General features: G+C 72.9%; 11 protein-coding genes. 5 read left to right on the top strand and 6 right to left on the bottom strand.

Annotation, left to right across the window (positions count from 1 at the left end; all coding sequences use genetic code 11):
* Nucleotides 1-455 precede the first annotated feature (455 nt).
* Nucleotides 456-1,316, top strand: coding sequence for an alpha/beta hydrolase (locus tag AB0D74_RS25565; protein WP_362591332.1), 861 nt, complete (start codon nt 456-458; stop codon nt 1,314-1,316).
* A gap of 251 nt (nt 1,317-1,567) precedes the next feature.
* On the opposite strand, the gene AB0D74_RS25560 is transcribed toward AB0D74_RS25565, so the two are convergent.
* The 3 genes from AB0D74_RS25560 to AB0D74_RS25550 form a co-directional block, all read right to left on the bottom strand.
* Nucleotides 1,568-3,160 (bottom strand): transporter, encoded by a 1,593-nt coding sequence (locus tag AB0D74_RS25560; protein WP_362591329.1) that lies wholly within the window; start codon nt 3,158-3,160, stop codon nt 1,568-1,570.
* The gene (locus AB0D74_RS25555; protein WP_362591326.1) at nt 3,157-3,930 is read right to left on the bottom strand and encodes an ABC transporter ATP-binding protein; all 774 of its coding nucleotides are present in this window, start codon (nt 3,928-3,930) and stop codon (nt 3,157-3,159) included. The genes AB0D74_RS25560 and AB0D74_RS25555 overlap by 4 nt, the downstream gene beginning before the upstream one ends.
* Nucleotides 3,931-4,146: 216 nt before the next feature.
* A complete protein-coding gene (locus AB0D74_RS25550; protein ID WP_362591323.1) occupies nt 4,147-4,809 on the bottom strand; it encodes a bifunctional DNA primase/polymerase in 663 nt (220 codons plus the stop codon).
* Nucleotides 4,810-5,084: 275 nt separating this feature from the next.
* Between AB0D74_RS25550 and AB0D74_RS25545 the strand changes: the two genes are divergently transcribed.
* Nucleotides 5,085-6,470, top strand: a complete 1,386-nt coding sequence (locus tag AB0D74_RS25545) for a transcriptional regulator (RefSeq protein ID WP_362591320.1) — start codon at nt 5,085-5,087, stop codon at nt 6,468-6,470.
* 199 nt (nt 6,471-6,669) lie between these two features.
* Nucleotides 6,670-8,298, top strand: coding sequence for a hypothetical protein (locus tag AB0D74_RS25540; RefSeq protein WP_362591317.1), 1,629 nt, complete (start codon nt 6,670-6,672; stop codon nt 8,296-8,298).
* 72 nt (nt 8,299-8,370) lie between these two features.
* Here AB0D74_RS25540 and AB0D74_RS25535 read toward each other — a convergent pair whose 3' ends face one another.
* The gene (locus AB0D74_RS25535) at nt 8,371-9,696 is read right to left on the bottom strand and encodes an ABC transporter substrate-binding protein (protein WP_362591314.1); all 1,326 of its coding nucleotides are present in this window, start codon (nt 9,694-9,696) and stop codon (nt 8,371-8,373) included.
* A gap of 172 nt (nt 9,697-9,868) precedes the next feature.
* Between AB0D74_RS25535 and AB0D74_RS25530 the strand changes: the two genes are divergently transcribed.
* Together AB0D74_RS25530 and purU are read left to right on the top strand one after the other, a co-directional pair.
* The gene (locus tag AB0D74_RS25530; RefSeq protein ID WP_362591311.1) at nt 9,869-10,315 is read left to right on the top strand and encodes a hypothetical protein; all 447 of its coding nucleotides are present in this window, start codon (nt 9,869-9,871) and stop codon (nt 10,313-10,315) included.
* A gap of 56 nt (nt 10,316-10,371) precedes the next feature.
* A complete protein-coding gene (gene purU, locus AB0D74_RS25525; RefSeq protein ID WP_362591308.1) occupies nt 10,372-11,256 on the top strand; it encodes a formyltetrahydrofolate deformylase in 885 nt (294 codons plus the stop codon).
* A 328-nt stretch (nt 11,257-11,584) separates the two neighbouring features.
* On the opposite strand, the gene AB0D74_RS25520 is transcribed toward purU, so the two are convergent.
* On the bottom strand, nt 11,585-12,808 hold the full coding sequence (locus tag AB0D74_RS25520) for a maleylpyruvate isomerase N-terminal domain-containing protein (protein WP_362591767.1): 1,224 nt from the start codon (nt 12,806-12,808) through the stop codon (nt 11,585-11,587).
* Nucleotides 12,809-12,861: 53 nt separating this feature from the next.
* Complete coding sequence (locus AB0D74_RS25515) at nt 12,862-13,443, bottom strand: sigma-70 family RNA polymerase sigma factor (RefSeq protein ID WP_362591305.1); 582 nt, start codon at nt 13,441-13,443, stop codon at nt 12,862-12,864.
* Nucleotides 13,444-13,523: the final 80 nt, after the last annotated feature.

Raw genomic sequence — 13,523 nt, 5'->3', positions numbered from 1 at the left:
TAGTTGACGTCTTTCCTCGACGTCTTTCCCGTGTGTGTCGAACGCGTCGAATCCAAGATTCAGTGTGCCGAATCGCAGCGCTGGAACGTTTCGCGTGCAAGGCTGTCGCGAGAGGCATATGACCTGAGGGGGCGGGGAGGATGTGCCGGAGGCGTGGACAGGGGATTGGCCCCGGCACCTTTCGGTACCGGGGCCTGTCCTCCCCAGTGCTGACCCGGAGCCCCGAGCTCTCAGGGTCATCCCCGCGGACCGTTTTCCCCGAGCGGCCCGCCCCCCGCAGAACAAATCCCCCCGGCGGCGCCGATCATGCCTGGGGAGGGGTCACTCGAATGAGGGGTGTTGCCCGCGGGAACCCGATTTTCGAATAGAGGTTCGATAGGCTGCGGTGGTACCGAAGCACCACGAAGCGATCCGAGGCGACACTAGGCACGCGGAGCTAGGGGGGTGCCAAGCCCATGGCACGGCGCATCGACGTGACAGGAGCCGGCGGCGTACACCTCGCCGCCTGGGAGTTCGCGGACCCGCCCAAGACGGAGGACCCGGGCCGTTCGTTTCCCGGCGTGCTGTTACTGCACGGCCTGATGGGCCGCGCCTCGCACTGGGCGTCCACCGCCCGCTGGCTCGCCGGCCGGCACCGTGCCGTCGCCCTCGACCAGCGCGGCCACGGCCAGAGCGGCAAGCCCCCGCAGGCCGCGTACACCCGTGAGGCGTACGTCGAGGATGCCGCTGCCGCCGTCGAGCAGCTGGGCCTCGCCCCGGCCGTGCTCATCGGCCACGCCATGGGCGCGCTGACCGCCTGGCAGCTCGCCGCGAAGCGCCCCGAACTGGTGCGGGGCCTGATCATCTGCGACATGCGGGCCTCCGCGCTCGGCGCGGCCTCGCAGCGCGACTGGTCCGACTGGTTCAAGGCCTGGCCCGTTCCCTTCGCCACGCTCGCCGACGTACGCAAGTGGTTCGGCGAGGACGATCCCTGGGTGGAGCGGCCGAACCCCGCGCGCGGGGAGTTCTACGCCGAGGTGATGCACGAGTGCGCCGACGGCTGGCGGCCGGTGTTCGACCCCGACCGGATGCTGAGGTCCCGGGAGACCTGGGTGTACGACGCGCACTGGGAGGAGCTGGCCCAGGTGCCGTGCCCCACGCTGGTGGTGCGCGGGGTGGACGGGGAGCTGGGGCGGGCGGAGGCGCAGGAGATGGTCCGGGTGCTGCCGAGGGGGGAGTACGCCGAGGTGGCGGACGCCGGGCATCTGCTGCCGTACGACCGGCCGGAGGCGTGGCGGGCGGCGGTGGAGCCGTTTCTTGATCGGGTGGGGGAGTGAGCAAGCGCCTACCGGGCGGGGGGTGCGCGCATTCGGCGGCTGCGGGTGCGCCGTGGTTGCTCGCGCAGTTCCCCGCGCCCCTGACGGGGCGCTGTCTCCCGCCCCGTGACGGGGCGCTGCCTCTCGCCCCGTGACGGGGCGCCGCTTCGTGCCCTGTGACGGGGCGCCGCTTCGTGCCCCCTGACGGGGCGCCGCATTCCACCCCCCTGTGACGGGGCGCTGTTTCTGACTCCTCTGTCGGGGCGTCCCGGCTAGCCCCTGCTGACGGCTGTCAGGATTTCCGGTAGGTGGGCTGCTGTGCGTGGGGCCGCCGCGCGTAGCCCCGTCCAGGTGATCGCGGCGCCGTACCCGGCGCCCACCGGCAGCAGCAGCCAGGTCCACTCGTCGCCTCCCGCGCTCACGTTGAGTGCGATGGTCAGGGCGATGACGGGGGAGCAGAGCAGGGCCGCCGAGACCATGCCGCCGAAGATCGCGATCCAGGCGAGGCCGGCCTGGCCGGGGGCGACGTTCTTGTGGCCCTCCTGCGGGATGGAGTACGGGAAGCGGGCGGAGGTCCAGGCGCCGGTCGCCAGCATCGCGCCGAGCAGGGCGAAGGAGAGGCCGAGCACCTCGGGCAGCCGGGGCCAGTCGCCCAGCAGGGCCGTGGTCAGGACGGTCACCAGCGTGGCGTACGGCAGGGTGATCAGGAGCAGGGCCAGCGCCCGGCCGCGCAGTTCCGCGTAGGCGTCCCGCGCGGACGAGATGGTCGTCGCCACCATCCAGAAGGCGGAGGTGTCCTGCCCGAACTGGTTGTACATCTGGATGCCGAGCATCCCGGCGGCGAAGCACGCGAAGTAGATCGACCCGGTGCCCTGCAGGGCGTTGAAGACGGGCACGATGAGGCCGATGGCCAGCGAGGTCACCCAGGCGGCCTTGGTCTTGGGGTCGCGCCAGACGTAGCGCAGGCTGCGCGCCATGACCGTACCGGTGCGTCCGCCGGGCAGCAGCCGCCCCAGACCGCCGCCTTCGGGCGAGCGGCTCCGGGTGGCCGCGTCGGGCGCCTGGAGCGTGGAACCGTCGGGTGAGGTCATCAGCCGGTCCAGCGTCCGCGCCCAGACGCCGACGAGCAGCGCCAGGGCGGCGAGGGACAGGCCGAGCTGGAGGGCCGCGGTGCCGTACGACCCCTCGCTCGCCGAGTGCACCGCGCCGATCGCCGACGCGGGCGGCAGCCACCGCACCACGTCGGCCACCGGCGCGAGCCTGCCGAGTCCGGCCGAACCGAGGCTCTGCGCGCCGAAGTTGACCAGCTGCGCCCCGACGGCGATGACCAGGCCGCTCAGGACGGCCAGGTCACGTCCCTTACGGCTGCTGAGCAGCCGGACGTTGGCGGTGGCCACGGCCCGCGCGAGCGCCACGCAGACCAGCAGTGCGAGGGCCACGGCGACGACCGCGACGCCGTAGCCGGCCGCGCCGTGCGCCACCGCCACCGCGCAGCCCACGAGCAGCAGCAGGCTGAACACGGGGCCGATGCCGATCAGCGAGGCGGCGAGCAGGGCCCGGACCAGCGACCGGGGCCGCAGCGGGAGCATCACCAGGCGGGTCGGGTCCAGGGTCTCGTCGCCGCCCGGGAAGAACAGCGGCATGAACGCCCACCCCAGCGCCAGCACGGCGGCCCCCAGGACGGCCACCGCGTCCGCGTGCGCGTGCCCGCGCAGCAGGACCAGGCCCAGCAGCTGAAGTGCCGCGAACAGCAGCGCGACGACCGCCGACGCGACGAACGCGGCCCGTCGGCCGCCGGACTGGCGCAGCCCGTTGCGCAGCAGCGACAGCTTCAGCCGTACGACGGTGGCCGTCACGTCCGTCATCGGGCCGCCCCGCCGCCCAGCCAGTCCAGGTCGGAGGCCGTGTCCCGGCCGCTCGCCCCGACGAGTTCGAGGAACGCGGCCTGGAGGGTGGGATGCGCCCCGCGCACCTCCTCCAGCGTCCCCGTCGCGCGGATCCGCCCGGCGGCCAGCACCGCGACCCAGTCGCACAGCGACTCGACGAGCTCCATCACGTGGGAGGAGAAGACGACGGTCGCGCCGGAGCCGGTGTAGCGCTCAAGGACGCCCCGGATGGTCTGCGCGGAGACCGGGTCGACGCCCTCGAACGGCTCGTCCAGGAAGAGGACTTCGGGGTTGTGGAGGAGAGCGGCGGCGAGCCCGATCTTCTTGCGCATGCCGGTCGAGTAGTCGACGACGAGTTTGTGTTGGGCGCCGGCCAGGTCGAGCACGTCCAGGAGCTGGGTGGCCCGCTTGTCGACCTCGGCGCCGGGGAGTCCGCGCAGGCGGCCGGAGTAGCCGAGCAGTTCGCGGCCGGAGAGCCGCTCGAAGAGACGGAGGCCTTCGGGGAGGACGCCGATGCGGGCCTTCACCGCGACCGGGTCCCGCCACACGTCGTGGCCGACGACCTCGACGGAGCCCTGGTCCGGGCGGAGCAGCCCGGTCACCATGGAGAGGGTGGTGGTCTTGCCGGCGCCGTTGGGCCCGACCAGCCCGACGAACTTCCCGGCGGGCAGCGACAGGTCGATCCCGCCGACGGCCACCTGTTGCCCAAACCGTTTCCAGAGCCCACGAACACGTACGGCATCGGTCATGGGTGAACCCTACGGTGGGTGGGCTGGGGCCGGGGGGTGGGGACGCTTACCGGCGCTTGCCGGGTGCCGCCGCGCCCACCCGTGCCGCCCTGCGGCACGCCTGCCCGCAGCTGGGTAGCTGTGAAGCGCCCTGTAAGGGGCGCGGGGAACTGCGCGAGCAACCCCCACCGGCCCGCAGCCGCCGGGACCACAGCACTCGGCAGCCCGATAGCCGCGCTACCGATCCCGCCCGCACGCATACGCCAACGGCGAGATCAGCTCCTCCGCGTCCGGCAGCCACCGGTTCGCGGCGGTCGGCCTGCAGGCCCACTGCACGGCCCCCCGCGACCCGTACCGCGTCGGCGGAGCCGGAACGTAGGCTCCCTCGCCGAGCGCCGCGAGGTCCAGTGACGCCGGTGACCAGCCGATCTTCCGGACCAGGTCCGGCACCTTCACCGACGCCCCGGGAAGGACGAAGAACTGCATCCGGCGGTCGGGCGTCAGCGTCACCGGGCCCAGCGTCAGTTCCATCCGCTCCATGCGCGCCAGCGCGAGGAACCCCGCCGTCTCCGGGACGGACAGCGCGTCGAAGGTACGACCCGTCGGCAGCAGGATCGACGCCGTCGGCTGCTTCTGCCACATCCGGCGCGCGACCGTCGCACTGCCGGTGGCCTGCGTCGCCCAGTCCGGGCGCGCTGCGTGCGCGCCGGGCGCGCCGCACGCGACCTCACCGCAGGAGCAGTGCTGCACCCCCTCGACCGCTTCCAGCCAGGTGCCGGGAAAGACGTCCCAGTGACGCTCCTCGGCGTAGCGTACGGCGGTGTCCAGCAGCGATTCCCCGCGCTGCTTCGGAATCTGAGCGGCTTCGGCGCCGGCGATCGTCTCTTCCACGCCCAACACAACTCCCGCACCCACCTGGAGTTACGGGCGTAACGCGCGCGGGGGAGGAGCATCCTCTCCGCAACTGGGGCGCATGGATGCATGTGTGGGGGCGCGCAGGAGGAACCGGGGCGTGAGCGGGTAGTCACACGTGGGGGGTTCGGTGGCGGTCGTCCCCGCAGTTCCGCTGCCTTTACCCGGCAATCCTCGTATGTCCCGCATTTTCGGTATGTCCGCTGGGCAGTGATCGCAAAGGCCGGATCTTTTCCCTACAGGGAGTTCGCAGGGGGTACGCCATGGCCGCAAGGCCGCTTGTCGCGCGGCAGCCGAACGAACGGTTGCAGGCGCTCATCCAGGAGGCGGGGTGCTCGAACGCCGGGCTGGCCCGCCGGGTCAACATGTGCGGCGCCGAGCACGGTCTCGACCTCCGGTACGACAAGACGTCGGTCGCCCGCTGGCTGCGCGGCCAGCAGCCGCGGGGCCGGGCGCCCGCGATCATCGCCGAGGCGCTGGGGCGGAAGCTGGGCCGTACGGTCACGATCGACGAGATCGGCATGGCCAACGGCAAGAACCTCGCGTCGGGCGTCGGTCTCCAGTTCTCGCCGACCGTCCTGGGGGCCATCGAGCAGGTCTGCGAGCTGTGGCGCAGCGACGTGGGGCGCCGGGACTTCCTGTCCGGTTCGTCGGTCGCCGCGTCCGCGCTGGTGGAGCCCAGCCGGGACTGGCTGATCTCGGCGCCGGACGCGCAGGTGGCACGGCAGGCGGGGCCGCGGGTCGGGCAGTCGGACGTCGCGGCGGTGAAGGCGATGACGCAGGCGCTCACCGACCTGGACCACCAGTTCGGCAGCGGGCACGTGCGGCCGGTCGTCGTGCACTACCTCAACAGCGTCGTCTCCGGGCTGCTGGCCGGCTCCTACCGGGAGTCCGTTGGGCGGGAGTTGTTCGCCGCCGTCGCCCGACTGACCGAGCTGGCCGGGTACATGGCCGTCGACACCGGTCAACCCGGTCTCGCCCAGCGGTACTACATCCAGTCGCTGCGCCTCGCGCAGGCGGCCGGCGACCGCGGCTACGGCGGCTACGTGCTCGCCTCCTCGATGAGCCACCTCGCCGCGCAGCTCGGAAACCCGCGTGAGATCGCCCAGTTGGCGCGGGCGGCGCAGGAAGGGGCGCGGGGTCGCGTGACGCCGCGCGCGGAGGCGATGTTCTTCGCGGCCGAGGCCCGCGGCCACGCGCTGCTGGGCGACGTGCGGTCGGCGCAGCTGGCGTCCGGGCGGGCGGTGTCGGCGATGGAGGCGGCCGATCCGGTGTCCGGGGACGACCCGGCGTGGATCAGGCACTTCGACGAGGCCTACCTGGCCGACGAGTTGGCGCACTGCCACCGCGACCTGGGCCAGGCCGACGCGGCAGCCCGGTGCGCGCAGCAGTCGCTGGACGGGCACCCGGAGACCCGGGCCCGGCGCCGGGCGATCGGCTATGTGCTCCTCGCCACAGCGCAGGTGCAGCAGCGCGAGATCGAACAGGCCTGCGCCACCGGGACGAAGGCGGTCGAGTTGCTGGAGTCGGTCCGCTCCAACCGGGGCGCGGAGTATCTGGAGGACTTCCAGCAGCGGTTGGAGCCGTTCCGGGACGAACCGGTGGTCAGGGAGTTCGGAGCGCGTCTGGATCTCCAGGCGGCTGCGTGAATTCCTGCCCCGCGGATGCGTGAACGTGTGGGAAACCACACCTTGCCGCGCAAGAAGCGGCCTATACAGCGCACCGCGGGGCGGTTCTGTTACTGCTGTCACAGGGAACAAGATCGCGCCCTTGGCTGCGTGGCACCCTGCTGAGGGGACCCGGTAGCGTGAGTCCGATTCACAAGGTCCCCCATTAGTAGGAGTCCCGGTGACGCAGAGTGGACAGGGCGAGCCCGCGCGCGAAGGCATCGTGCTGCCCTCCGACGGTGGCGAGCCGCTGCTGCCGGGCATGACGGGCAGCCCGGTTCCCGTCGCGCAGCCGCCCGCCCCGGCCGCCGCGCCGCCCGAGGGCCAGTCCTGGGGCCAGCCGTGGGGCCCCGGCCACCAGCAGAGCCCGCAGCCCGAGCAGCCCGGCCAGGGCTGGCCGCAGGCCGCCGGTCAGGAGTGGGCCGCTCCGGAGGAGCCGCAGCCGCTGCCGCCCGCCTGGAGTGCCCAGTCGCACGCGGCCCGGTCGCACACCGCCCAGGCCCAGGCCCCCGGCGCGGGCCCGCTCCCGGCGGAGAGCGCGCCCGGCCCGTCGTACGGCGGCTACGAGCAGTCGTACGGCTACGGCGCCGCCCAGCCCCACCAGGGGTACGGCGCCCCGCTGCCCCAGGCCGCCGGCCAGGACCCCTACGGCGCCCCGGGCAGCGCGCTGCCGCCCGCCGTCCCGCAGGGGGGCCACGGCGGCTACGGCGGTGCGCTGCCGCCCGCCGACGAGGGCGCGACCCAGTTCATACCGCCGGTGCCCGCCGCGCCGGTGGACGAGGGCGCCACGCAGTACATACCGCCGGTGCCCGCGGGCACCGAGGGGGCCACCCAGCTCATACCGCCGGTGGGACCCGGGGCGCTGCCGCCCGAGATGTCCCACGACCAGACCGCCTACCTCGGGGGCCGGCCGGCCCCCGCGGCGCACTCCGACGCCGATGCCACGCAGTACATCCCGCCGTACCAGGCTTCCGGCCCGCAGGCCGAGGGCGACCGGCAGCCGCCCGCCGAGTTCGACAACCTCTTCCGCAGCGCGCCCGGCGGCGAGCCCCCGGCCGCCTCCACGGCCCAGCTGCCGCGCTTCCAGCAGCAGCCCCAGAGCGGCTACCAGCAGCCGCCGGCGTACACGCCGCCCCCGACGTCGTACGACCACCACGACGACGACGGTGGCGGCCGGGGCGGCCGGGGCAGATCGAAGGTGCCGCTGATCGCGGCCGTCGGGATCGGCATCGCCGTGCTCGGCATCGGCGCCGGGGCCATGTTCAGCGGGGGCGGCGGGAACTCGGACGACACCGGCAAGACGGTGGCCGCGTCCGCCCCGGCCTCCGACGGCTCCTCGTCGGCCGCGACCGACGCCGCGAAGGCGCAGGCCGTCGCCTTGGACAAGCTGCTCGCCGACAGCGGCAGCAGCCGGGCCTCGGTGATCAACGCCGTCGCCCAGGTCAAGCAGTGCAGGAACCTCGACGGCTCCGCCTCCGACCTGCGCAACGCCGCCCAGCAGCGCACCGAGCTGGTCACCCGGCTGTCGAAGCTGTCCGTCGACAAGCTGCCGGACAACGCCCAGCTGAGCGACTCGCTCACCAAGGCGTGGCAGGCCTCCGCGAACGCCGACAACCACTACGCGGCCTGGGCCGACCAGGCCAAGGACAAGCACGGCTGCCGCAAGGGCCAGGCCCGCGCCACGGGCCAGACCGCCGCAGGCAACCGGGAGAGCGGCACCGCCAGCAGCCAGAAGGTGAAGGCGGCTGCGCTGTGGAACACGATCGCGAGCAAGTACGGACTGACCCAGCGGCAGCCGACCCAGCTGTGACCGCGAACGGCCGGCACGGGCGGCGCGGCCGGCACGGGCGGGTGCGCGTGCCGCCGGCCGGCCGGGGCCGGCTCAGCTGAGGTCGGCGTTCTCCAGGATCTTGGTCATGTCCAGGGCCTGCTTGTTCGCCGACTGCAGCAGGCCGCTCTTGACCGTCTGCACGTTCACGTCGGCGTTGACCAGCCGGGCGAAGCCGGCCGCGGCGAGCTTGCCCTGGTAGGGCCAGGTCAGGGACGGGGTGAGGCCGCCGGTGGAGACCTTCAGGCCGTCGTTGAGGGTGTGCCGCACGCTGTCGGAGCTGATGTCGCCCTCGCCGATCTTCTCCAGCGCGGCGGTGAGGACCTGGTAGGCGATCCAGGTGGTCTGCACCCCGGCGTCGGCCGGGTCGATCCGGTTGTCGCCGAAGGCCTCCTTGCTGATGACCTTCTTCATCTCGTCCCAGCGCTTGTCCGAGGCCGCCGGGTACCAGCCGGTGATGTACGACCCCTCGTACGGGCCGGCCGCGCCGCCGGTGGAGTTGATGACCGTCTGGTCGACGCTGCCGACCTCGGCGGCCGTCTTCACCTTCGGGTAGTCCTGGCGGGCCCGCTGGAAGTTGTCCATGAAGGTGGCCGTGCGGTCGCCCAGCTCGGGTACCACGCAGCCCGTCTTCCCCGTGTTCGAGGTGGCGCTCTCCAGCGCCTTCTGCGACTGCTCGTCGTACTCGGTGAGGTCCTCGGCCGCGAGCTGGTCGATCGCCTTGGCATGGCCGCCCGCCTGCAGGCCCGAGTCGAGCAGCTGGGGCAGCTGGTCGCCGGCGATGCTGTCCGGGCGGACCAGGGTGACCGGGCCGCAGGAGTCGGCCAGCGCCTCCCCGAGTCCGGCCAGCAGGGTCAGCGAGCCGCCGTTGACCGGGTAGGAGACGGGGCTGGTGAACTCCTCGTTCGACGCCCCGTAGCCGCCTATGTAGGGGATGGCCGCGCCTTCCAGCGGGGCGAAGTAGGAGTCGCCGAACTGGCTGTAGGAGCCGACCACGGCGACGACGTTCTCGTCGACCGCGCGCTGGGCGCAGGCCGCGGCGCCCACGCTGGAGTTGTGGTCGTTGCAGGTGAGGAGCTTGAGCTTGTGGCCGTGGATGCCGCCCTGGGAGTTGATCCACTTGACGTAGGCGGAGGCCATGGCGGGCATGCCGGGCTTGTTGGTGGCGCTGGTCCCCTGGGGCGCCCAGGTCATCACCTTGATCGAGTCGTCCGTCGAGGTGGAGAGTCCTGGGATGACGCCGCAGCCGGCCGCGAGTGCGGCGCAGGCCGTCATGGCCACCGCGGACAGAGCGGTTGCTCTGACGCGCCGGTGGGTCGCGTGGGTCGCGGGAAGGATCCTGCTGGGGGTGGTGCTGGAAGTGGGGCGCCTGCCGGTCATGGACACGCACGATTCCGCCACATCACTAACCCGGAAGTGACCCATGGTCAACGAGAGGTGACCTGCAGGTGAATTACGGGGGGCCTGTTAAGGGTGTGTGACGAGGAACGTACGATCGACGACCGTGCAAGGTTCGGAGAACTCTTCCCGTCGCGGCCGTCGCTCCTCCACCATGGGCGGCATGCCACTCAACGACATGCCGTGGTGGCGCTGGCGCAGCAATGTGCGCTCCGCGCTGCACATGCTCTCGGACCCGGACTTCCAGCGGAACGTCTGGCTCGCCGGGCAGGACGGGTACGGCGACGTGACCGACGCGGTCTACCGGCTGGTCGAGGACACCTGGCTGGACAACTGGTCCGCGGAGAAATACGTCGGGACGATATTCCGCGACTCGCAGGAGGCGGCGCTCGTCGACACCGCCGTGCTGCGGGTGCTGCGGATCATGCACCAGGTGGGGCCGGACGCGCACGTCTCCGCCTACCTGGAGCACCAGGGATGGCCGGACGCGATCCGGGCCGCCCGGGACGCGCACATACGCCTGGCGACGAGCGACGGCGACGACCCGGACATCCCGCCGCGCAGCCTCGACGTGCTGCGGATCATGACGCGGGCGGCCTGAGTCCGCGGAGCGGACGCTGACCGGCGGGGCGGGCGGGGCGTGAGATTCTGTGGTGCATGACCGATCAAGGCACACGAGCCCAGGCCGCCCCGGCCGACCAGTACGTTCTCACGCTCTCCTGCCCGGACAAAAAGGGCATCGTGCACGCCGTGTCGAGCTACCTGTTCATGACCGGCTGCAACATCGAGGACAGCCAGCAGTTCGGCGACCACGACACGGGTCTGTTCTTCATGCGGGTGCACTTCTCCGCGGACGCGCCGGTGACGGTCGACAAGCTGCGGGCGAGCTTCGCGGCGATCGGTGACTCCTTCCACATGGACTGGCAGATCAACCGGGCCGACGAGCGGATGCGCATCGTCCTCATGGTCAGCAAGTTCGGTCACTGCCTGAACGACCTCCTCTTCCGCGCCCGCATCGGCGCCCTGCCGGTGGACATCGCGGCCGTGGTCTCCAACCACACCGACTTCGCGGAACTGGTGGACTCGTACCACGTCCCCTTCCACCACATCCCGGTGACGAAGGAGACGAAGGCCGACGGCGAGGCCCAGCTGCTCGCCCTCGTCCGCGAGCAGGACGTCGAGCTGGTCGTCCTGGCCCGCTACATGCAGGTCCTCTCGGACGACCTGTGCAAGCAGCTGAGCGGCCGGATCATCAACATCCACCACTCGTTCCTGCCGAGCTTCAAGGGCGCGAAGCCGTACCACCAGGCGCACGCGCGGGGCGTCAAGCTGATCGGCGCGACCGCGCACTACGTCACGGCGGACCTCGACGAGGGCCCGATCATCGAGCAGGAGGTCGAGCGCGTCGGCCACGACGTCACCCCCGACCAACTCGTCGCGATCGGCCGCGACGTGGAGTGCCAGGCGCTGGCCCGAGCCGTGAAGTGGCACGCGGAACGCCGCATCCTCCTCAACGGCCGACGCACGGTCGTCTTCGCCTGACGCCCGGGACGGCCCGGTCGTACGGCGACCGCGGGCGCGCGGGGGCCGTTCGCGCAGTTCCCCGCGCCCCTCAAAACCCAAAAGCGGGGCGCAGCCGCCGTCTTTCTCAACGGCCGACGGACGGTGGTCTTCGCCTGAGGGGCGGGACGGCCCGGTCGTACGGCGGGTGCGGGTGCGTGGGGGTTGTTCGCGCAGTTCCCCGCGCCCCTGAAAAGACGGGGCTGCGCCCCGCTTTTCGCCTTTGGGGGCGCGGGGAACTGCGCGACCAGCCACGAACCACCCGCAGCCGCCGTACGGCCGGACCACCCCGCCCCGTGGGCGGACCCGTCTACATCCGGCTGAGGTTCGCTGCGGCGAAGAGGACGTCCCTGATGGCCGCGCGGTCGCCGAGCTGGCCCGCGGCGGCTTCCTCCGGAGGGACGTGGCCTGCGGCCAGCCTGCAGAACTCGACGTCGTCCAGGGCCACATGCGCGACCTCGAACTCCGCCGAGCCCACCGCCCCCGGCGAGTCCAGCGGGATCAGCCACTCGCCGCCGCCGTTGCCCTCGATCTCCAGCCGCAGGCTGCGGCCGGGCCGTCCCGCAGGGACCAGGTGGGGGGTCTGGCCCGGCGACGCCAGCCCCGCCCGCCGGCGCTCGGCCAGCGCGGCGGGCAGCATCCGGGCCGCGAGGTCGATCATCCGGTGCAGGTGCCTGGGCGCCGGCGGCCCGTAGGGATAGTCGACGGCCTCCGCGATGTCCTCCGCGTGCACCCAGCACTCGAAGGCGCGGTCCAGCATCGCGTCGTGCAGGGGCAGTTCGAAGTCGCCGTACGACACCCCGAGGCGCCCGGCGCCGCCGCCGGTGAAGGAGACGGTCTGCACGAGCCGGTGGCTCTGCTCCCGCCAGGGCACCCGCACCCCACGCGTCGGCGGGAAGTGCGAGGCCTGCCAGAACGCCTCGGTGCGGGCGGCCGGGCCCTGCGCGCGGGCGTCCCCCAGCGGGTCCTCCAGGCCCAGCGCGGTCGCCACGAGACCGTCGACGGTCAGCAGGTGCGCGATCACGCCGGCGACCGTCGTCCGGCGGGTCGCCGCCGCCTCGCCGTCGAACCAGCGCAGCCGCACCGGCGCGTGCCACTCCGCGTCGCCGATGTCCTGGAGCAGGGCGTCCAGGCGGGCGGTCTCCGCGTCGTAGGGCGCCGCCCAGGCGGGGATCGGGATCCTGGCCGGGCGGCGGTCCAGGCAGGCCTCCAGGACCCGGGTGCGCAGGCCCGGGTCGAGGTCCAGGCTCTCCGGCTGGTGCAGCAGGCCGACCGCCTCGCGCAGCCGCCGCGCCTCGTCCGCGCAGGCCCCGCAGTCGCCGAGGTGGACCTCGACGGCGAGGGACTCCGCCGTCGAGCACGCGGCCAGCGCCCACGCCCCGAGCAGCGACTTCAGGACGTCGTGGGACAGCTCCAGCGGTACGGGCGGCAGCCCGGCCGGGTCGGGCAGCGGCTGCCCGCCGTCCTCGACGGAGCTGCGGGGCAGCGGTATGCGCGGCGGCCGGCCGAGGTCGCCGCCGCCGTCCCGGGGCATGTCACCGTCCCCGGAGCCGGTGCCGTCGTGCGCCCCGGAGAACTCGGCGCCGGTCACCGCCCACCTCCGTACCCGGGGGGCGTCCCGGCGTCGTGCGCGGTGGACAGCAGCTGCAGGCCCAGGCGCAGCCGGCGGCGCGCCTCGTCCTCGGTGACGCTGAGGTCCACCGCGGTCTGCCGGTAGTCGCGGCGCTGGAAGTACGCGAGCTCCAGGGCGGCGCGCAGCGGGGTCGGCATGGAGTGCACGATGTAGTCCGCGCGGGCCGCGACGGAGGCCCGCCGCACCTTGTGCTCCAGCTCCGCCGCGGCCTGCGGGGAGCCGCTCTCGCCGGGGGCCAGCGCGGCGGTCTCGGTGGCCCGCAGGCGCTGCACGGCGAGCCGGTGGGCCAGCGCGGCGAGCCAGGAGCGCAACGGCCCCTGCCGGGGGTCGTAGGCGTCGGGGTGCTCCCAGACCTGGGCGAAGACCTCGCGGGTTATGCCGTCGGCGGCCCGCTCGTCCCCGAGGACGCGGTGCGCGAGTCCGTGCACGAGCGAGGCGAAGCGGTCGTACAGCTCACCGAGGGCTGCCGCCTCGCCGCGGGCGAGCCGCTGCTGCATCTTGCGGTCCCAGCGGGGCGGAACGTCCTTCTTCGCCATGCGGCCCCCTCCCCGTGCCTGTGTCCAGCGTGTCTCCACCGTCACCTCGAATGTAGTCGGCACGTTCGGCAACGCACGCC

The sequence above is a fragment of the Streptomyces sp. NPDC048278 genome (assembly GCF_040652195.1).
In the GTDB taxonomy this organism is placed as follows: domain Bacteria; phylum Actinomycetota; class Actinomycetes; order Streptomycetales; family Streptomycetaceae; genus Streptomyces.
This window is presented reverse-complemented; position numbering and strand designations above follow the sequence as displayed.